The sequence below is a fragment of the Zhongshania sp. genome (genome assembly GCF_041584495.1).
Classification (GTDB): Bacteria; Pseudomonadota; Gammaproteobacteria; order Pseudomonadales; family Spongiibacteraceae; genus Spongiibacter.
This window is the reverse complement of sequence record NZ_JBFHDY010000019.1, coordinates 1-16,886: the sequence shown is the minus strand read 5'-3', so window position 1 is coordinate 16,886 and position 16,886 is coordinate 1. Positions and strand designations below refer to the sequence as shown.

The window sequence follows — 16,886 nt, the reverse complement described above, 5'->3', positions numbered from 1 at the left end:
CTACGGTCGCTACGCGGTCATGATACGCACCAATTACTTAGCGGTACGCTCCTTAGCAATTAGCTCTTCTGCCACCTTCAGCATCTCAGCCTTACCACCTGCCGAACGGCCGGTTACGCGATATTTGCCATTGACGATTAGCTCTGGCGTACCAGCAATGCCATAAGCTCGGGCCCGCGCGTCGGCTTGCTTCACCTGACTGTTCACCCCAAAAGAGTCAAACGTCTTGCGAAACTTCTCAGCATCTACGTCGCTGTGCGCCAAAAACAATTTTTCAATTGCCGCACTATCACGCAAAGGGTTGCGATCAACGTTAATGGCATTGAATAACGGCGTGTGCAGCTGCTCGATAACACCCAGGGCTTCTGCGGTATAAAACGCCTTGGCGTGAACCACCATCAACTCATTCCACATGGCCGGTGAACGACGAAACTCAACGTCTGCCGGCAGCTGCTTCGCCCAGGCCTCTAGCATGGGGTCGAAATCAAAGCAGTGACTACAACCATACCAAAACACTTCTGTTACTTCGATTTTTTGCGGGTTAGCGGTACGCACCGGCTGCGCCACACGAATATAGCGCTCACCACTGCTCGCAACGCGTTCAGCAGTATCTACAGTATTTACCGCCGTGCTGGCTGGCGCTTTAGCGGGTGCCACTGGCTCAGCGCCATCGCTGCACGCCGAAACCATAAGCAAAAAACTGAATACGCTGACGAGCGGAATAAATTTCTTAAACATGAATCCCCCTGATTATACGATCAAGTGTTATAAGATCGAGAGTGCCATAGATCAAACGACACATTGAAATTGTTTTTCTACGCTGTTCAGACACCAAGTACTCACTATTGTTCGGGGCTTGGCCCCAGTATATTTCAGTGATAAAAAAGGCGGCCTAAGCCGCCTTTTTGCCAATGCACCCTTAAGGATGCAAGCCCTGAATAAAGCTGGCTACCGCCTCAATTTCTGAATCACTTAATTTGAAGGAAATCGTCCGCATTACCATGGCATCGCCGTCGTTAGCACGCCCCTCACGACCATCAGCCGCCGCGCGGAAGGCTTTTAGCTGGGCAACGGTGTAATCGGCATGCTGGCCACCAAGCGCTGGAAAACCCGCTGCGGCCATGCCGCTACCGCTAGGTGAGTGGCAAGCGGCACAAGCCGGAACATTGCGGTCAGCAATACCACCACGGTAAATTGCTGCGCCCTTAGCAACAATCGCGGGATCAGCCTGACCCGTGCTAATCGCTTGGCTCGAATAAAAAGCAGCAATATCAGCAATATCTTGCTCAGACAAATTATCCGTCTGGCCGGCCATCATTGGCACGGAGCGGGCGCCTGATTTAATGTCATTCAGCTGCTTAATCAAATAGCGCTCACCCTGACCCGCCAGCTTGGGGAAGCTAGGCGCGGCGCTATTGCCGTCAGCACCATGACACGCTGCGCAGGCGGCTGCCTTCGTCTTGCCTGCCCGAGAATTTCCTTCCGCAGCCGCGGCCGCACCGGCAAACACCAAGGAAGCAAACATCACTAATAAGCTTTTTTTCATTGTTTGGTACTCTTTAAACAGATAATTCTGTGCAAAATATACATTAGCCCACCCAATTTAAGACTTGGGCGCCGCCATAAACTCAATTAAGGCTTTAAAATCATCGGCGCTGCAGTCAAAACACAGGCCTTTAGGCGGCATGGTATTGAAGCCTTCTGCCGCATGCTTAACTAGGGTGTCCATGCCTTTCTCCATGCGCGGCGCCCAATCAGCCACCACGTGGGACTTTGGCGCACCATTGGCACCAAAGGCGTGACAGGCAAAACAGGATTTTTGGTAGCGATCCAAAACCGCCTGCTCAGTAGCCAAAGCAGAGACGCCAGACACTGAAAGCAGTATAGCCACGAGCCATTTATTCATGATCTACCTCTCAATTTTCCGTATAACGGCGCAGGATGAGACAATATAAAAACTGCGGCATTATACACAACTACATGGCGCCGGGGCCAATAATTGCCGTAAAATGCCCCGGCATTCGCAAATCTCCCTCGGACTCACTATGTCATCAAGCCCAGCACTGAATTACCGCCGCGCCAGCTATTTAAAAAGCTCCCCCAACCTAACCCATTGCCCAGACGACAGTGGTGCTGAGGTCGCGTTTGCTGGACGCTCTAACGCGGGCAAGTCTAGCGCGATCAACCGCCTCACAGAAAACAAAAAACTGGCAAAAACCAGTAAAACACCGGGCCGCACCCAGTTACTTAACTTTTTCGTATTAGATGACAGCGGTCGCCAGCGCTTAGTCGACCTACCCGGTTACGGTTTTGCAAAAGTGCCCCTAGCGGTGAAAAACGAATGGCAGCGCAATTTGGAAGCCTACCTGCAAAAACGCCAATCCCTGCGCGGCATGGTGTTAATGATGGATATCCGCCATCCGCTCACCGAGTTTGACCAGCAAATGGTACGCTGGGCAACAAAGAGCAATATGCCAATGCATCTCTTGCTCACCAAGTCCGACAAATTAAAGCGCGGCCCGGCCACCGCCACCTTATTAATGGTGCGTAAAAGCCTTGCCGAATATGGCGATTTAATCAGTGTACAACTGTTTTCGGCGCCCAATGGCGACGGCTTACAGGAATTGCGCAACAAATTGGACGAGTGGCTGAATACCGACAATATGGTCGACATGGTTTACATCGACGACGACGACGCCATTAGCAGTGGACCGGAAACCCCCACCAAAACATAGGCGCGGGAAAAAAGCCCGGCGAACTATGACTCACCGGGCAATCCTACTCCTAATGGAGTCAGGGGGAGACAAGTCTCCAACGCGGGCGCCATCCTCAAGCACATCAAGATGACGGCCCTATTACTTTAGACCCGGAACTCTAATTGCGCAAATCTTAACCACTCGATATTTCCTCGACCTTCGACCCGCGCCCACTGACTAATGCGCCTCATCCCAATTTGCACCAACCCCCACACCAACTTCCAACGGCACCGCCAAATCTGCCGCCGCCATCATCAACCGCACAACCTCCGTTTGCACGGCTTCCAGATCCGCTGGCGCGACCTCTAAAACCAGCTCATCGTGAACCTGCATAATCATTTTAGCGTCCACGCCACCGCTACTTAAATACTCGTCCACAGCAATCATTGCCCGTTTAATAATATCCGCAGCCGTACCCTGCATTGGCGCATTGATTGCCGTGCGCTCGGCTGCTTGGCGGCGCATACCATTTCGGGCATTAATTTCAGGTAAGCGCAGTCGGCGGCCAAACAGGGTTTCAACATAGCCTTTTTCAGACGCAGAGACCCGAGTTTCGTCCATGTACCGCAACACACCAGGATAACGCTCAAAATAGCGATCAATATACTGCTGCGCCTCTTTGCGCCCCAAATGCAGCTGCCGCGCCAAACCAAAGGCGGACATGCCGTAAATTAAGCCAAAATTGATGGCCTTGGCGTTGCGCCGCTGCTCGTCGCTCACCTCGTCGGTGGTCACGCCGAATACCTCAGCGGCGGTCGCACGGTGAATATCTTCACCGCGCGAGAAAGCATCGACCAAGCCGCGATCACCCGACAAATGGGCCATGATCCGCAATTCAATCTGGGAGTAATCCGCCGCCAAAATCACATAGCCCGGCGGGGCGATAAAGGCTTGGCGAATACGCCGCCCCTCGGCACTGCGAATGGGTATATTCTGTAAATTTGGATCAGAGGAGGATAAACGCCCGGTCGCCGTCACCGCCTGATGATAGGAGGTGTGAACACGGCCAGTTTTCGGGTCTATCTGCAGGGGCAGTTTGTCGGTGTACGTCGATTTCAGTTTGGCCATGCCCCGGTGTTCGAGTATCACCCTGGGCAAAGGGTAATCGTGGGCCAACTCAAGCAAAACTTCCTCGGCAGTAGACGGCGCACCTTTTGGGGTTTTTTTAGTCACCGGTATTTGCAGACGCTCAAACAGAATTTCACCTAGCTGCTTGGGAGAGGCCAAATTAAACTCGCCACCCGCCAGCTCATATGCCTCCTGCTCCAGCGCCTGCATCTTCATGCCCAGCTCATGACTCTGCTTACCGAGCAAATCGCGATCAACATAGGCACCATTGCGCTCAATCCGCGACAGCACCGGCACCAAGGGCAGCTCGATATTGCGATACACCGCCAACAACCCCTCGTGCTGCTGAATTTTCGGCAACAGCGCCTGATACAGCCGCAGCGTAATATCGGCATCCTCTGCCGCGTAGGGCCCAGCTTGCTCCAAGGCAATTTGATTAAAGGTGATTTGCTTGGCACCTTTCCCCGCGATGTCCTCAAAGTGAATAGTGCTGTGATCGAGATATTTCAGTGCCAAGGTGTCCATGTCGTGGCGGCTGCCAGTGGAATCCAAGACATACGACGCCAACATGGTGTCGTCGTGAATACCCCGCAGCGCGATGCCATGGTTGAGCAGCACATTGGCATCGTATTTCAGATTCTGACCGACTTTATAGAGCTCGGGATCTTCCAGCAAAGGCTTCAACTGGGCCAGCACATGGGCCTCATTTAACTGATCGGGTACGTCGAGGTAGTCGTGAGCAAAAGGTAAATACGCCGCCTCTCCGGGCCTTACCGCAAAAGAAACGCCCACGATTCTGGCCTGCATATAATTTAAACTGGTCGTTTCAGTATCAAAGGCGAATATTTTTGCTGCGCGCAGCTTGCCCAACCACAAGTCAAAATCAGCCTCGGTCAGAATAACCTGGTATTGCGCGGCATCTAGCCCCGACACCTCCGCAGAAGTAATCGCTAACTCATCGACCATCTCGCCAGTACTCGCCAAGCCGGACAGCGCAGACACAGGCTCACGACTAGTCGATTCGGCACTTATATTGGCGCTGCGCTCTTCCCGGCTCAGCTCATCGACCCACGTTTTAAATTCATACTCTTTAAACAGGCTCAGTAAGCGCTCGTTATCAGGCGCCGCGGGCAGAAGGTCGGCGACACCCACGTCCAGCGGCACATCACATTTAATCGTGGCCAAGGTATAAGAAAGAAAGGCATTGTCATGACTGTCGGCCAATTTTTTAGCAACCCCTTTGGCGCCACGTATTGGCAAGTCCGCAACCTTGTCGATATTCGCATAAATACTACTAAGCCCGCCCAAGGCCTGAATTAACGCCAGCGCGGTCTTCTCACCCACACCTGCAACGCCGGGGATATTGTCGACTTTGTCGCCCATTAGGGCGAGAAAATCAATGATCAGCTCCGGGGGCATACCAAACTTTTCTTTCACCCCTGCCACATCCATTACCGTGTCGGTCATGGTGTTCACCAAGGTGACATGATCATTCACCAACTGAGCCATGTCTTTATCGCCGGTCGATACCAACACCGGCCGCTCTTTACCCGCTTGGGCAGCGAGGGTGCCAATGACATCGTCAGCCTCGACACCGTCAATCACCAGCCGAGGCACGCCCATGGCGTCGATAATCGCATTAATTGGCTCAATCTGGCTGCGCAAATCATCCGGCATAGGCGGACGTTGAGCTTTGTACTGGTCGTACATATCGTCGCGAAACGTCTTTCCCTTGGCGTCAAACACCACGGCAATAGGGCTGTCTGGGTAGTCTTTGTACAGACGCCGCAACATATTGATCACCCCCTTTATTGCCCCGGTGGGCTGGCCCTTTGAGGTATTCAAAGGCGGTAGGGCATGAAAAGCACGGTAGAGGTAGGAGGAGCCATCAACCAAGATCAGAGGTTTTATCGCAGTCATAGTAATGATTTAACACGTCATTATAGAAAGCGGAGAGTGTAGCACGAGGCTCTACGGCAAAATATTCCAGTAAGCGTCATGCAAAGTGTTACTGTTTTTCACAAGAAAAGCCAATGTGGCCGCAACATTACCCAAAGGTTAACGAAACTTAAGGCGACAAGGGGATTATATATGTTACATTACGTAACACAAGGTAACCTTTTGCCTTGTTCCGAGAAAAGATCACTCGGTTGAATAGAGGAGAGAGCAAAATGAAAAACCTTACCAGCGCAATCTTAATCTTGGTTGCCAGTACTATGGCGACTGCTGCCGAACCGGAAGTAGGTGCGAACCAGTCGCTGGTATTGGCTTACAATCAAACAGCCGAAATGCCAAAAGCTAAGGCGCAGATTGAATACGCGTCAAAAGCTTCTGCAGATCGCTTTTTAGAGAAAACTCTGGATGTTGTATCAGCCACACTGAACGTGGAGCTGGATATGCAAACTCGCTACACTGTGCCTAGCATCGCCAAAAACTAGGGCCGCAGCGCAGGCTAGCTAGGCGCAAGACTAGTATGCGCCTAGCTCCAATTGGCCGCTAAGCCGCGAAACAACTAAGAAAAGCCTGCCCGAGCTGACGGTATAAACGTAAAAAGCCGTCAGCCTTCTTCATCCCCACACCAAGGGGATCAATTTCTATTACCGGTATATCCAAACCCGAGGTCAGCGCATTTAGCATTGCTGCAGGGTATTGCGGCTCACGAAAAACACAGGCAAATTCCCCATTCTGAAGCCGCGACCGCAACTCAACAATGTGCCGCGCACCTGGCAGCCGGTCCGAGGTCGGCATAACCACCTGGGCTTCGGTCAGATTATAATGGCGCTCAAAACGGCTGAACCCGTCGTGTAACAACAAATAAGGGCGACCGCTTAAACGGGCAACATCGAGCTGCAACTGTTTGTCGTACTGCCGAAACTCGGTACTAAACCGCGCAGCGTTAGCATGAAAATACGCACCCCGGGTCGGCATACGGTCTGACAGTACACGGGCGATGCGGCGCGCCATGTGCTGAACCTGCTCTGCGTCCATCCAAACATGGGGGTCTTCACCCAGACTCAACGCAGGGAAAAGGGCGATCGCATTACTCTGATTGACGACGGCCTTCTGTAAATACGACTCCATTGCTGGACCAACCCAAAGCACCACATCAGCACTGCGCAAGCGCTGCATGTCTGAGGGCCGCAATTGGAAGTCATGCGGGGAGACGGTAGCTGGCGCCAATACATCGACCGTTACCGCATCACCCGCAATGTCGCCAACGAGTAACTGCAGCGGCAGAATGCTGGTTAATACTACTGGCTTGTCGGCTGCCCAGGCCATATTGCTGAACATCCACACCAGCACCAATCCCGACACTATTGCTTTCAAGCACATTTCCCCATTGTTTATCACCGCACCAATGCAATATTATAACATTATATTCTTTGCAAAACCTTCCGGACGCCCCAAAGTAATGCACAACATTTACCCGCAGCACAATCACCAACACTGCATTGATGAAGCACTGCTCCGCGCCCGCGACCTCTGCCAGCAACACCAACTTAAATTCACCACTATCCGCGAACTGGTATTGACCACGGTGTGGTCAAGCCACAAACCAATAGGTGCCTATACTATTCTTGAAAAACTGGCAAAAGAAGGCCTACGCCGCCCCGCGCCACCAACGGTGTATCGCGCACTGGATTTCCTGTTGGATAACGGCCTCATCCACCGCATTGCCTCGCTCAATGCTTTTGTTGGCTGCAACGAGCCCGGCCACGCTCACCAAGGCCATTTTCTTATTTGTCGCCACTGCCAAGTTGCTCTTGAGCTGGACACCCAGCTTATATACCCCGCAATTTCCGCCGCCGCTAAGCAGCAGAACTTTTCGGTCGACACGGCCAGCCTCGAAGTTGTTGGCTGCTGCGCCCGCTGTAGCGAGACTGTCAGCAATGACTGAGACTGCGCTGCTTCGCCTTGACAAGATTTCCTTAAAACACCAGCAACAAAGCTTGCTGAGCAATATCAGCCTAAGCTTATCGGCCAAGCAAATTATGACGGTTATTGGCCCCAATGGGGCGGGTAAAAGCACCTTAATAAAAGTTGCCTTGGGTTTAATAAAAGCCGATAGCGGCACAATCTACCGACGCCCCGGCCTGCGTATTGGCTATATGCCACAACGGCTGAGCCTGAATCCATTAATGCCCTTAAGCGTGTCGCGATTCTTAGCCATGGCCAAGTCTAATACAAGGCAAATTGAGGCCGCCCTAGCCCGTACTGGCATTCAGCATTTACACAACCGTCCCTTGCACGACATTTCTGGCGGGGAGACTCAACGAGTCTTGCTTAGCCGAGCCTTACTCAGCAGCCCCGACCTATTGGTGCTCGACGAGCCCGCGCAAGGCGTGGATATCAGCGGCCAGACCGAACTTTACGAACTGATTGATGCCCTTCGCGACGATCTTGGTTGCGCCGTCTTGATGGTGTCCCACGACTTACATTGGGTAATGGCGCAAACCGACACGGTAATTTGCCTTAATCAACATATTTGCTGTCATGGCCACCCCGAACAGGTGAGTAGCGACCCTGAATACTTAGCGTTGTTCGGCCGCCGCCACGCCGAAGCCGTCGCGCTCTACCAACACGATCACGACCACCAACACGATATTCACGGCGACGTAGTCTGCGAGCATAAGCACGATGATTGATATTTTACTCTATGCCCTGCTTGCCGGACTGATGGTCGCCGCAGTATGCGGCCCACTCGGCGCGCTGGTCACCTGGCAGCGTATGGCCTACTACGGTGACACACTCGCCCACTCAGCACTGCTCGGCCTTGCGGTCGGCCTTGTATTGCAAGCCAACCTCCAATACAGCGTGCTGTTTACCTGCCTTTTTATTGCCGTTGTTTTATTTACCCTACAGTGGTGGCGAAACATCGCCCTAGACAGCTTACTGGGCATACTCTCGCACAGTAGTTTGGCGCTGGGTTTGGTCTGCCTGTCCTTTATCGACAATCAAAGCGTGGATTTAAACGCGTTTTTATTTGGTGATTTACTGGCTATTTTGCGTGAGGACTTACTCAATTTAGCCATTATTTGCGCACTCGTTTTAGGGCTATTGTGGCGTTACTGGTCGGCGTTAGTTGCTGTGTGCGCTCACGCCGAGCTGGCAGATATCGAGGGCTTGCCGGTGCAACGCTTGCGCCTGCTACTCATGCTGATGGTCGCCGCTACGGTGGCAGTGGCAATGAAAATCGTCGGCGTACTCTTAATTACCGCCATGCTAATCATTCCCGCATCTGCGGCCGCCAGAGTCGCACGCAGCCCAGAACAAGCCGCACTTCTCGCAGCACTTATCGGTGCCATCGCGGTTTGTGGCGGATTAGCGGGGGCTTGGCATTGGGACACCCCAGCCGGGCCCAGTATCGTGTTGAGCGCCGGCGCTTTATTTGTATTGGGGCAATTAGCGCCAGGGTATAGGCGTAATTGATAACAGCGGCAGGGCGCCGCTGTTATCAATTAGTGATATTCACGAATCGAAAGGTAAGCGCGCTTTAGCTTGCTGATTTCCAGCGGGGCCTTAAAGAAACCAACCGAGTGTCCTTTGGGATTCACTAAGGCGACGTTGGCGCTGTGCTCCACCTGATAGTTATTGCCGCCACCGGGCACTTTAGTAAACGGAATATTCAGCGAGGTGGCGAAACGATGCATTTCCAGAAAATCGCCGGTGATACCACGAAACCCAGGATGAAAAAAATCCAAATAACTATGTAACTGCTCGGGGGTATCCCGAGCTGGGTCAACACTGCTCAACCAAATTTGCGTATCAGCCTGAACCGCTGGCTCTAGCTCTTGATAAAAAGCCTTTAGCTGAGCAAGGGTAGTAGGGCAAACATCAGGGCAGTAGGTAAAGCCAAAAAAGATAAGATTCCATTTACCTTCCAGAGACGTTGGCGTTAATGGTTCGCCGAGGTCATTCAGCAAACTAAAATTCGGCAGTGTTCGCGGATTCTCATAGAGATAAGCCCCCTGAGATTTAAGCTCTTCAGCGGTCATCATGCGCGCACGGGTTGCCGCATAAAAAAAGCCTGCCACCAGCACAATCCCCACCGCGACAATTGCCAGAACCGTTAAGCGAACTCCACGCTGGCGCTCAACTGCACCGTCATTATTTGCTGAGTCTTCAGTCATCGTGCATCAACCTCAAAGATGGTCATTGCTGGCAGTAAGTAATGATCCAAAAGCATTATCATAAATAGCGCCATTAAATAAATAATGGAATATTTAAACGTCGCCATTGGCGCCTTAGGGTTATTTCCCCGCATCAAGACAATGGACCAATACAGGAAACCCGCACCCAAACAAACCGCACCGAGCAAATACAGCGAACCGCTCATACCCGTTGCAAAGGGCAACAACGTCACTACAAACAATAGTATGGTGTAGAGCAAGGTGTGCAATTTGGTATACGCAATACCGTGGGTAACCGGCAACATCGGAATGTCCACTTTGGCGTAATCGTCACGGCGATGAATCGCCAAGGCCCAGAAATGCGGTGGCGTCCAAATAAAAATAATCAGAACCAAAAGCAGGGCATGACCGTGGACCTCATTGGTCACTGCCGTCCAGCCAAGCAATGGCGGCGCGGCGCCAGCAATACCACCAATGACAATATTTTGTGGCGTGGCCCGCTTTAAATACAAGGTGTAAACCACGGCATAGCCAAGCAGTGAGGCAAGCGTCAACCACGCGGTGAGCGGGTTAACCAAAAGGAGCAAGATCGCCATACCCGCAATGCCAATAATAGCTGCAAAAATACCGGCGTTGCGATTACTCACTCGGCCTTGCGCGATAGGGCGATTGTGAGTGCGTGCCATTATCAAATCAATGCGGCTATCCACCAAATGATTAATGGCGGCGGCGGCGGCCGCGCACAAAGCGATCCCAAGATTGCCAAATATCAATGCATCCCACGGCACCATACCGGGTACCGACATAAACATGCCAATGACTGACGTTAGCAGCATTAGCAACACCACATTGGGTTTACATAACTCGTAATAATCCCGCCAATTGGCCGCCAACTGTGGCTGTGTCATACCCGAACTCCCCCGCGGTTTACCGCCGCTGTAAAGACCAAATAACTGATTGTTACCTGGCTAAGCAATAAAATTGCACCAACAAGATTATGAGCAACGGCGACACCGATCGGGAAGCTAAATACAATATTGCTAATACCCAAGGCAATCTGCACTGCCAATATAACGAGCATGACGCTCGCCGCTTTATTCGCGGGCGCCATACTTAATTGCCGCAATTTAAAGAATAAAAACAATAAATAGACAGCCGTCACCATAGCCCCAACCCGATGACTAAAGTGAATCGCAACTCGGGCCGCATTATCCATAATACCACCCAAATAATTGGGGCCAATATGCTGCGCTATATTGAAACCTTCACTAAAGTTCATTGGCGGCAACCACGCCCCCTGACACTGAGGAAAATCAGGGCAGGCGATATCCGCATAGTTAGCGGTGGTCCAACCGCCAAGGGCGATCTGACAAATAACAATAACTAAGCCCAGCAGCACCAAGGGCTTCAGCGCCTGTAGCTTAGCTTCACTAATGGCAGGTACTTGCCAGCGTTGATTATTTAAACGCAAGGTTAATAACCACAACAAACTTAAGGTCGTAAAGCCGCCAAGTAAATGCGAAGCCACAACCTGCGGCCACAATTTTAAGGTGACCGTCCACATGCCAAACATGCCCTGCAAAATAATAAAGGCCAGAATAAATACGGGCAGCTTTACCGGCTGCGCTGGCTTGCGCTGACGCAAGGCAAATATCACCAAGCCAATGGTCAACAAGCCCAAACTAGACGCCAAATAGCGATGAATCATTTCCGGCCAAGTTTTGTCGTGCTCCACCGGCATATCAGGATACGCTTCGTTGGCCCGCGCCACTTCATGGTCGGCAGAAGGCCACAACACATGACCGTAGCAGGTTGGCCAGTCAGGACAGCCCAGGCCAGCATCAACCAACCGGGTAAATACCCCCATCGCCAAGACAATGATTGCTACCAGACAAGAAAAGAGGGCCAGTCGAAATCCCGCTTTGCGTTGCGCCACTGTGTTAAATATTGCCATCTTTCTCTACCGTCTATTCTGTATCTAGCCGCTTTGCGCCAACTACTTGATTAGGCGTCCCATATCTTTCAGCACATCCTTACCCAACGTGGTCAGCGTAAGCTGCTCCATATCCGCCGCGCGATAATACATCATCACCCAGCCCATAGGATCCACCACGTAGAAAGTACTTGCATCAAAGGGGTTGATGTCTAAGTTTTTAAGATTACCAAGAAAGGCCTCACCATCGACCTGCAATATCGTCATATCACTGTGTTCTACTTCCAGAAAATCACGCAACGCCGGCGACAGTGGACCGTCAGTAGCTAGGTATATGCGCTCAACACGATCCAATTTTTTGCCCATGGCCGTATGAGTCTGGCGGGTAAGGTAAAGCATACGCTCACAGGCATCCCGGCAATCGCGGCCACCAACAACCATAAACACCCAGCGCGATTCAGCGCGATTAAACAGGAATTCACCGCCATCACGACGCAGCGGATGCAAGTCACCGAGCTGCATTGGTGGGTTAATTAAGGTGCCACGGTTAACCGTGGTGAATGAGATTATGTCTTGCTTCGCCAAATAAAATACCGCGCTTGAAAGCAGGATCACCGCAATGGGGATGGTTAAAATAATCGTTAGCAGTTTTTTGCTACGCTTGTTGTCAGTCGGTATTGTCATTGCTCTTGGCTCTCATTGCTTTTACGACGCTTTAACAGCTCGCCCAAATTACTGTTACGAAAAATAAATATCAGTCCCAACGCAAATGCCATGGCGAACCACTGCACCGCGTAGCCGGTGTGCTTGGCAGGCGTTACATTGACAACCATGCGTTCAATTTCCAGCGCACCAATACTGTCTTTTGATAACCGCAGGGTCGTGGGCAATAGCACCGGGAATTCACCCTTAAGATTATCCAAATCTAACCACTGCTGACGACGGGGCCACAAATCAGTCAGCGGCTCCGCCCCTAAACTGAAGGCCTTCTCGGTATTGCGGTATAACTCGCCGCTTATTTGTAACGGGCCACTGGGTATTTCCGGTTTGGGTAAGGTTTGCCGCGACGGATCGCCCGCAATCCAACCCCGATTTACCAGCAGCTCTCGGCCATCAGCTAGGGTAAAAACCGCTATTATCTCATAACCGAATCGACCATGAGAAATCCGGTTGTCGAGCAGCCAATAACGCTGCGGATCAAACGCGCCAAGAGCGTATACCGGCAGGTAATTTTGATAGTCAGCAACGCCGCTAATCGCAACTGGCGCAAGGTTTCGACGCTGCTCAAAATCGGCCAATAAAGCCGCTTTCTGGTCTGCACGACGCAACTGCCAAAAACCCAAACTGAGTAGGATCGGCAAAATCAGCAAAATCGCCAGCACTGACTTCCAGTCAAACTGCCATTGGAATCTGCTGGGCGGAGACCGCATTTTTCAAATCCTATTGTGTATACTGCGGCGAACTAATATGGAGACTCGCCAGCATGTGGTTAAAAGTTGTCATTGTCGTATTGTTCATAGGGCTAGTGATTAGCCTGTTTAGCGGTTTGTTTTTTCTCATTCAAGATCAGGGCAAAACCATGCGCACTTGGCAGTCGCTGAGTGTACGTTTGGTGATCGCGGTATTACTAATGTCGTTTATTGTTTATGGTTTTTACACTGGTCAGCTAGGCTCAAAAGCCCCGTGGGATCAGCGCCATGGACAAGACGCGCCAATTATCCAGCAAACACCTTAACGCTCCACAAACGACTTGGCCGTTAAGACCTATTTGCTATGCAAATAAACCTTAACGGCCAATGTTACCGTCTCGTCAGCAGCGCGTGCTTAGATAATGTAAACAAACAAGAACAGGAAGACCCAAACCACATCAACAAAGTGCCAGTACCAAGAAGAGGCCTCAAAGCCAAACTGGTCATTCGCGCTAAAATGGCCTTTACCCGCTGAACGCAACCACTGCACCAACAGCATAAAAGTACCCATTGCCACGTGGAAACCGTGGAAGCCAGTCAACATAAAGAAGGTCGTGCCGTAAACACCGCTGTTGAGATGAATACCATATTCGAACAGCGCTTCGTGGTATTCCATGTACTGCAAGTACAGAAAGGTCATACCCATTGCGACGGTGATGAACAGCCATAAGTTGAACTTCTTGCGATTATTCTGCTTCATCGCCACGTGGGCAATGTGACAGGTAAAGCTCGAAGCTAACAGAATGATGGTGTTATACAGCGGCAACCAGTGCGCTATATTAGCAAAACCGGGGAAGGACAAGTGCTTCTCAGCGCCGGTAAATTCACCGTTGTTCGCCAGATGACCTGCTGCCGCCTGGGCCTGCACACCGCCAACCGCATCTTGTGGTGTAGTCAGCAACGGCCAGTTGTACTCAAAGCCGGGCCACAACAGACCATTCATCGCACCCGCTTCGCCTTCACCAGCCAACCAAGGCCCAGCTAAGTTACGGATGTAGAACAGGGCGCCAAAAAACGCACCAAAAAACATTACTTCTGAGAAGATAAACCACTGCATACCCAGCACATAAGAATGCTTGAGCTGAGCACTGTTCATGCCTGCGCGATTCTCCTTAATGGTAATACTAAACCACTGAAACAACGTCGCGGCGAGCCATACTAAGCCGGCAACTAAGATGAAGCCGGAATTTGTTTCTTCGCCAGGGCGGTAGCTGTTGTCGTTGATAAAGCTAGATGCACCATAAACGGTGGTGATCATACCTATCGTCGCACTTACAGCAAGCTTACTACTGTCGGGTACGTAGTATGTTTCGTACCCGGTTTTGCTTTGACCTGCCATTGTTAAGTCTCCATTTTCTCGTTAGAGAAAAACTCTCTTACTTATTTAGATGCCGCCGCAACAGAATCCTGTTTTGCCGCCATCTCGGTTACATCAAATATCGTGTAAGACAAGGTAATCACGTGGATATCTTTTGGTAAATCGCGATCAACAATAAACTGCAACGCCAAATCAGCGTTGGCTCCTGCTGCCAGCGGTTGCTGGTTAAAGCAAAAGCACTCGGTTTTATGAAAATACTCAGCGGCGCGGGACGGAACAAGACTGGGAATTGCCTGTGACACCATGTAACGATCCTGCGTATTCTTTGCATAATACGTTACCATCGCGGATTCACCAGGGTGAACCACAACTTGACTGGTGTTTGGCGAAAACTCCCAGGGCATTGCTTCATTGTTTTGCGCAACAAACTGCACCTTAACGGTACGACTTGTATCAACCTGACTATCTACAACCGTGTATTGTCGGCCGGTTTTACCGTTGATGCCCAACACTTCACAAAGTGCATTGTAAAGCGGGGGCATCACCCACATGGCAAAGGCAAACATCACTACCACTAAGCCCAACAGCTTAAAGCTGAGTTTAGCTATATTTTTGTCTGCCGCCTGCGCCATGTTACACGAGCCTCTTTATTTAACTTCTGGCGGTGTAGTGAAGGTGTGGTATGGCGCAGGTGAAGGCACTGTCCATTCCAGCGTTGTACCACCTTCCCAAACTTTCGCATCCGTTACTGGCTTGCCGTGAGTAATTGTTCTAACAATATTGAACAAGAACAGTAGCTGGCTAGAGCCGTAGATAAACGCACCGATGGACGACATCATATTGAAGTCGGCAAACATCAGATTGTAATCGGGGATACGACGCGGCATACCAGCCAGACCCACAAAGTGCTGCGGGAAGAAGGTCAGGTTAAAGCCGATAAACGAGATCCAGAAATGGGTCTTACCCATGGTCTCGTTGTACATCTTACCGGTCCACTTTGGCAGCCAGTAGTACACAGCAGATGACAGTGCGAAGATCGCACCAGCAACCATCGTGTAGTGGAAGTGGGCAACAACAAAGTAGCTGTCGTGGTACTGGAAGTCAGCAGGCGCAATCGCCAGCATCAGACCAGAAAAACCACCAACCGTGAACAAGAACACCTTAGCAATCGCGAACAACATTGGCGTTTCAAGAGTGATCGAGCCCTTGAACATCGTGGTAACCCAGTTGAATACTTTAGCCGCCGTTGGTACCGCAATCAGCATCGTGGCGTACATAAAGAACAGTTCGCCAGCAATCGGCATACCAACCGTATACATATGGTGAGCCCATACGATAAACGACAGGAAGGCGATTGACGATGTTGCGTAAACCATGGAGTCATAACCGAACAGCGGCTTGCGCGAGAAGGTCGGAATAACTTCAGATACCACACCAAAAGCAGGCAGGATGATGATGTAAACTTCAGGGTGACCAAAGAACCAAAACACGTGCTGGAACAGTACCGGGTCACCGCCACCAGCGGCCGAGAAGAAGCTGGTGCCGAAGTGAATATCCATTAACATCATGGTTACCGCACCGGCTAGAACTGGCATAACCGCAACCAACAAGAAGGCAGTAATCAACCATGTCCATACAAACATTGGCATCTTCATGTACGTCATGCCAGGTGCGCGCATGTTTACAACAGTAGCAATGATGTTAATGGAACCCATGATCGACGATATACCCATGGCGTGAACCGCAAATATAAAGAAGGTCACACTTGGTGGCGCATAGGTCGTCGACAGTGGCGCGTAGAACGTCCAACCGAAGTTAGGGCCACCGCCATCCATCAGCAGGGTAGATGCCAACAGCAAGAACGTGGGTGGCAGAATCCAGAAGCTCCAGTTGTTCATGCGTGGCAATGCCATATCTGGCGCACCAATCATCAACGGAATCATCCAGTTAGCCAGGCCGACGAAGGCGGGCATAATGGCGCCGAAAACCATGACGAGACCGTGCATGGTCGTCATCTGGTTAAAAAACTCTGGCTGCACAATTTGCAGGCCAGGCTGGAACAATTCAGCACGAATAATCATGGCGAACGAGCCGCCAAGCAGGAACATCGCAAAGCTGAACCACAAATACATCGTACCGATGTCTTTGTGGTTGGTGGTAAATAACCACCGAGTTAAACCTTTAGCAGGTCCGTGATGAGCACCCATGGTG

General features: G+C 51.2%; 19 protein-coding genes. 6 read left to right on the top strand and 13 right to left on the bottom strand.

Translation table 11 applies throughout. The features are described from left to right. Window positions 1-33 precede the first annotated feature (33 nt). From ABYP33_RS05485 to ABYP33_RS05475, 3 genes are all read right to left on the bottom strand, one after another. A complete protein-coding gene (locus tag ABYP33_RS05485) occupies window positions 34-738 on the bottom strand; it encodes a thiol:disulfide interchange protein DsbA/DsbL (RefSeq protein WP_373089194.1) in 705 nt (234 codons plus the stop codon). Window positions 739-919: 181 nt separating this feature from the next. After that, window positions 920-1,546 carry a cytochrome c gene (locus ABYP33_RS05480; protein WP_373089192.1) on the bottom strand — a complete coding sequence of 209 codons (627 nt, stop codon included), beginning with the start codon at window positions 1,544-1,546 and terminating at the stop codon, window positions 920-922. Window positions 1,547-1,603: 57 nt separating this feature from the next. Further along, entirely contained in the window at window positions 1,604-1,906 is a 303-nt protein-coding gene (locus ABYP33_RS05475; RefSeq protein WP_373089190.1) for a cytochrome c5 family protein, read from the bottom strand. A 139-nt stretch (window positions 1,907-2,045) separates the two neighbouring features. Between ABYP33_RS05475 and yihA the strand changes: the two genes are divergently transcribed. Beyond that, the gene (gene yihA / locus ABYP33_RS05470) at window positions 2,046-2,735 is read left to right on the top strand and encodes a ribosome biogenesis GTP-binding protein YihA/YsxC (RefSeq protein ID WP_373089188.1); all 690 of its coding nucleotides are present in this window, start codon (window positions 2,046-2,048) and stop codon (window positions 2,733-2,735) included. Window positions 2,736-2,933: 198 nt separating this feature from the next. On the opposite strand, the gene polA is transcribed toward yihA, so the two are convergent. Next, window positions 2,934-5,744: a DNA polymerase I gene (polA, locus tag ABYP33_RS05465; RefSeq protein WP_373089186.1), complete on the bottom strand. Its 2,811-nt coding sequence runs from the start codon at window positions 5,742-5,744 to the stop codon at window positions 2,934-2,936. A gap of 251 nt (window positions 5,745-5,995) precedes the next feature. On the opposite strand from polA, the gene ABYP33_RS05460 reads away from it, so the two are divergent. After that, the gene (locus ABYP33_RS05460; RefSeq protein WP_373089184.1) at window positions 5,996-6,262 is read left to right on the top strand and encodes a hypothetical protein; all 267 of its coding nucleotides are present in this window, start codon (window positions 5,996-5,998) and stop codon (window positions 6,260-6,262) included. A gap of 58 nt (window positions 6,263-6,320) precedes the next feature. On the opposite strand, the gene ABYP33_RS05455 is transcribed toward ABYP33_RS05460, so the two are convergent. Continuing rightward, window positions 6,321-7,151: a zinc ABC transporter substrate-binding protein gene (locus ABYP33_RS05455; protein ID WP_373089182.1), complete on the bottom strand. Its 831-nt coding sequence runs from the start codon at window positions 7,149-7,151 to the stop codon at window positions 6,321-6,323. 85 nt (window positions 7,152-7,236) lie between these two features. Here ABYP33_RS05455 and ABYP33_RS05450 point away from each other — a divergent pair, with 85 nt between their 5' ends. The 3 genes from ABYP33_RS05450 to ABYP33_RS05440 are packed head-to-tail and all read left to right on the top strand — an operon-like array spanning window position 7,237 to window position 9,254. Continuing rightward, on the top strand, window positions 7,237-7,722 hold the full coding sequence (locus ABYP33_RS05450) for a Fur family transcriptional regulator (RefSeq protein WP_373089180.1): 486 nt from the start codon (window positions 7,237-7,239) through the stop codon (window positions 7,720-7,722). Further along, window positions 7,715-8,470: a zinc ABC transporter ATP-binding protein ZnuC gene (znuC, locus tag ABYP33_RS05445; protein WP_373089178.1), complete on the top strand. Its 756-nt coding sequence runs from the start codon at window positions 7,715-7,717 to the stop codon at window positions 8,468-8,470. Before ABYP33_RS05450 ends, znuC begins: the two co-directional genes overlap by 8 nt. Next, entirely contained in the window at window positions 8,463-9,254 is a 792-nt protein-coding gene (locus ABYP33_RS05440) for an iron chelate uptake ABC transporter family permease subunit (protein WP_373089176.1), read from the top strand. The genes znuC and ABYP33_RS05440 overlap by 8 nt, the downstream gene beginning before the upstream one ends. A gap of 29 nt (window positions 9,255-9,283) precedes the next feature. On the opposite strand, the gene ABYP33_RS05435 is transcribed toward ABYP33_RS05440, so the two are convergent. The 5 genes from ABYP33_RS05435 to ABYP33_RS05415 are packed head-to-tail and all read right to left on the bottom strand — an operon-like array spanning window position 9,284 to window position 13,318. Beyond that, window positions 9,284-9,955 (bottom strand): SCO family protein, encoded by a 672-nt coding sequence (locus ABYP33_RS05435; protein WP_373089175.1) that lies wholly within the window; start codon window positions 9,953-9,955, stop codon window positions 9,284-9,286. Beyond that, window positions 9,952-10,863 carry a heme o synthase gene (cyoE, locus tag ABYP33_RS05430; protein WP_373089173.1) on the bottom strand — a complete coding sequence of 304 codons (912 nt, stop codon included), beginning with the start codon at window positions 10,861-10,863 and terminating at the stop codon, window positions 9,952-9,954. Before cyoE ends, ABYP33_RS05435 begins: the two co-directional genes overlap by 4 nt. Next, window positions 10,860-11,909: a heme A synthase gene (locus ABYP33_RS05425; RefSeq protein ID WP_373089171.1), complete on the bottom strand. Its 1,050-nt coding sequence runs from the start codon at window positions 11,907-11,909 to the stop codon at window positions 10,860-10,862. The genes cyoE and ABYP33_RS05425 overlap by 4 nt, the downstream gene beginning before the upstream one ends. 42 nt (window positions 11,910-11,951) lie before the next feature. Beyond that, on the bottom strand, window positions 11,952-12,572 hold the full coding sequence (locus ABYP33_RS05420; protein WP_373089169.1) for a hypothetical protein: 621 nt from the start codon (window positions 12,570-12,572) through the stop codon (window positions 11,952-11,954). Beyond that, the gene (locus tag ABYP33_RS05415) at window positions 12,569-13,318 is read right to left on the bottom strand and encodes an SURF1 family protein (protein WP_373089167.1); all 750 of its coding nucleotides are present in this window, start codon (window positions 13,316-13,318) and stop codon (window positions 12,569-12,571) included. Before ABYP33_RS05415 ends, ABYP33_RS05420 begins: the two co-directional genes overlap by 4 nt. Before the next feature lie 53 nt (window positions 13,319-13,371). Between ABYP33_RS05415 and ABYP33_RS05410 the strand changes: the two genes are divergently transcribed. After that, complete coding sequence (locus tag ABYP33_RS05410; RefSeq protein ID WP_373089165.1) at window positions 13,372-13,623, top strand: DUF2909 domain-containing protein; 252 nt, start codon at window positions 13,372-13,374, stop codon at window positions 13,621-13,623. Window positions 13,624-13,712: 89 nt separating this feature from the next. Here the strand turns inward: ABYP33_RS05410 and ABYP33_RS05405 are convergent, their stop codons facing one another. The 3 genes from ABYP33_RS05405 to ctaD are packed head-to-tail and all read right to left on the bottom strand — an operon-like array spanning window position 13,713 to window position 16,882. Continuing rightward, the gene (locus ABYP33_RS05405) at window positions 13,713-14,696 is read right to left on the bottom strand and encodes a cytochrome c oxidase subunit 3 (protein WP_373089163.1); all 984 of its coding nucleotides are present in this window, start codon (window positions 14,694-14,696) and stop codon (window positions 13,713-13,715) included. A 41-nt stretch (window positions 14,697-14,737) separates the two neighbouring features. Then, window positions 14,738-15,307 carry a cytochrome c oxidase assembly protein gene (locus ABYP33_RS05400; protein ID WP_373089161.1) on the bottom strand — a complete coding sequence of 190 codons (570 nt, stop codon included), beginning with the start codon at window positions 15,305-15,307 and terminating at the stop codon, window positions 14,738-14,740. A 15-nt stretch (window positions 15,308-15,322) separates the two neighbouring features. After that, on the bottom strand, window positions 15,323-16,882 hold the full coding sequence (gene ctaD / locus ABYP33_RS05395) for a cytochrome c oxidase subunit I (protein ID WP_373089243.1): 1,560 nt from the start codon (window positions 16,880-16,882) through the stop codon (window positions 15,323-15,325). Window positions 16,883-16,886: the final 4 nt, after the last annotated feature.

Excerpts from the sequence above, each read along its gene's own strand:
- ABYP33_RS05485 (WP_373089194.1), bottom strand. The coding sequence starts at position 738 with ATGTTTAAGAAATTTATTCCGCTCGTCAGCGTATTCAGTTTTTTGCTT.
- ABYP33_RS05480 (WP_373089192.1), bottom strand. The coding sequence starts at position 1,546 with ATGAAAAAAAGCTTATTAGTGATGTTTGCTTCCTTGGTGTTTGCCGGT.
- ABYP33_RS05475 (WP_373089190.1), bottom strand. The coding sequence starts at position 1,906 with ATGAATAAATGGCTCGTGGCTATACTGCTTTCAGTGTCTGGCGTCTCT.
- yihA (WP_373089188.1), top strand. The coding sequence starts at position 2,046 with ATGTCATCAAGCCCAGCACTGAATTACCGCCGCGCCAGCTATTTAAAA.
- polA (WP_373089186.1), bottom strand. The coding sequence starts at position 5,744 with ATGACTGCGATAAAACCTCTGATCTTGGTTGATGGCTCCTCCTACCTC.
- ABYP33_RS05460 (WP_373089184.1), top strand. The coding sequence starts at position 5,996 with ATGAAAAACCTTACCAGCGCAATCTTAATCTTGGTTGCCAGTACTATG.
- ABYP33_RS05450 (WP_373089180.1), top strand. The coding sequence starts at position 7,237 with ATGCACAACATTTACCCGCAGCACAATCACCAACACTGCATTGATGAA.
- znuC (WP_373089178.1), top strand. The coding sequence starts at position 7,715 with ATGACTGAGACTGCGCTGCTTCGCCTTGACAAGATTTCCTTAAAACAC.
- ABYP33_RS05440 (WP_373089176.1), top strand. The coding sequence starts at position 8,463 with ATGATTGATATTTTACTCTATGCCCTGCTTGCCGGACTGATGGTCGCC.
- ABYP33_RS05435 (WP_373089175.1), bottom strand. The coding sequence starts at position 9,955 with ATGACTGAAGACTCAGCAAATAATGACGGTGCAGTTGAGCGCCAGCGT.
- cyoE (WP_373089173.1), bottom strand. The coding sequence starts at position 10,863 with ATGACACAGCCACAGTTGGCGGCCAATTGGCGGGATTATTACGAGTTA.
- ABYP33_RS05425 (WP_373089171.1), bottom strand. The coding sequence starts at position 11,909 with ATGGCAATATTTAACACAGTGGCGCAACGCAAAGCGGGATTTCGACTG.
- ABYP33_RS05420 (WP_373089169.1), bottom strand. The coding sequence starts at position 12,572 with ATGACAATACCGACTGACAACAAGCGTAGCAAAAAACTGCTAACGATT.
- ABYP33_RS05415 (WP_373089167.1), bottom strand. The coding sequence starts at position 13,318 with ATGCGGTCTCCGCCCAGCAGATTCCAATGGCAGTTTGACTGGAAGTCA.
- ABYP33_RS05410 (WP_373089165.1), top strand. The coding sequence starts at position 13,372 with ATGTGGTTAAAAGTTGTCATTGTCGTATTGTTCATAGGGCTAGTGATT.
- ABYP33_RS05405 (WP_373089163.1), bottom strand. The coding sequence starts at position 14,696 with ATGGCAGGTCAAAGCAAAACCGGGTACGAAACATACTACGTACCCGAC.
- ABYP33_RS05400 (WP_373089161.1), bottom strand. The coding sequence starts at position 15,307 with ATGGCGCAGGCGGCAGACAAAAATATAGCTAAACTCAGCTTTAAGCTG.
- ctaD (WP_373089243.1), bottom strand. The coding sequence starts at position 16,882 with ATGGGTGCTCATCACGGACCTGCTAAAGGTTTAACTCGGTGGTTATTT.